This is a genomic window from Oleiphilus sp. HI0066, assembly GCF_001635725.1.
In genome coordinates, this window is sequence record NZ_LWFH01000190.1 from 1 (window position 1) to 1,026 (window position 1,026).

Sequence of the window (1,026 nt, forward strand, 5' to 3'; positions counted from 1 at the left end):
GCAACAGCGGGTATTTCTTACGGCTCAGGCATCAGCTTACTAGGTGCAGCGCAAGACCCTCGCGTAAAAGCCATTGCAGCAATGAGTTCATGGGGCGATCTAGTTCATGCTTTGTACGGCGACCAATCGCCACGCCAAGTTTGGGGTGAGCTACTTAATCTAGCAGGCGGCTTAACAGGCAACCCAGACCCAATCATTGACCAACACTGGAACAATGTAAAAAATCAGAACCTAGATGCGATTCCAGACGTTGTAGAATGGGCAAGTATCCGTTCACCGATCAATTACGTTGATCAATTGAATGAAAATGGCACTGCGGTTTACCTTGCAAAAGCTTATGGTGATAACCTATTTATGCCTAACACTCTGATGGACATGTTTAGTCAATTTACTACACCTAAGTACGTTGACTTGCTGCCAGGTACACACGCAACTGCTGAATTACTTTCATCACTTGTTGGCTTGGGTGAAAACGTTATTTGGGAAAACGTATACGACTGGTTCGACATTCATTTGAAAGGCGAAACTAACGCTTTATCGTCAGCAAAAACAGTGAACATGAAGGTTCGTTTTGAAGACAAATTCGATCTATTTGACACCTACCCAATTCCAGAAGCGACTGAGCAAACCTATTACTTGCACCCACGCTCTACCTTCGACACTGGCGACATGGAAACCTACCAATACTGGTCATGGTTCAACATGGAAACTGACGACACCATTAACGGCTGGTTCGGGACAACCTTCTCAACTGGCGTACCAATTCTAGGCGACCTTCTTGAGCAGGTAGACATCCCTGTTATTGCTAACATCAAAGCTGAGAGCGAATTCCGTGCGATTTACTGGGAAAGCGACCGTCTTGATGCAAAAATGGAAATTCGCGGCACGCCAAGCGTGAACCTTCGCGTACAACCCCACTACAATAAAGCTCAGATCGTCGCGTACTTGTACGATATGGATTCTTGGGGCTGGGGTAAGTTAATTACACACGGCGTTATCACTCTTCCTGATGCGAACTGGGGTGAT

Annotated in this window: 1 protein-coding gene; it reads left to right on the plus strand. The window is 46.2% G+C overall.

Going from position 1 to position 1,026, the window contains the following annotated elements:
- A partial coding sequence (locus A3738_RS03025; RefSeq protein WP_304440058.1) for a CocE/NonD family hydrolase occupies window positions 1-1,026 on the plus strand: 1,026 nt, incomplete at both ends.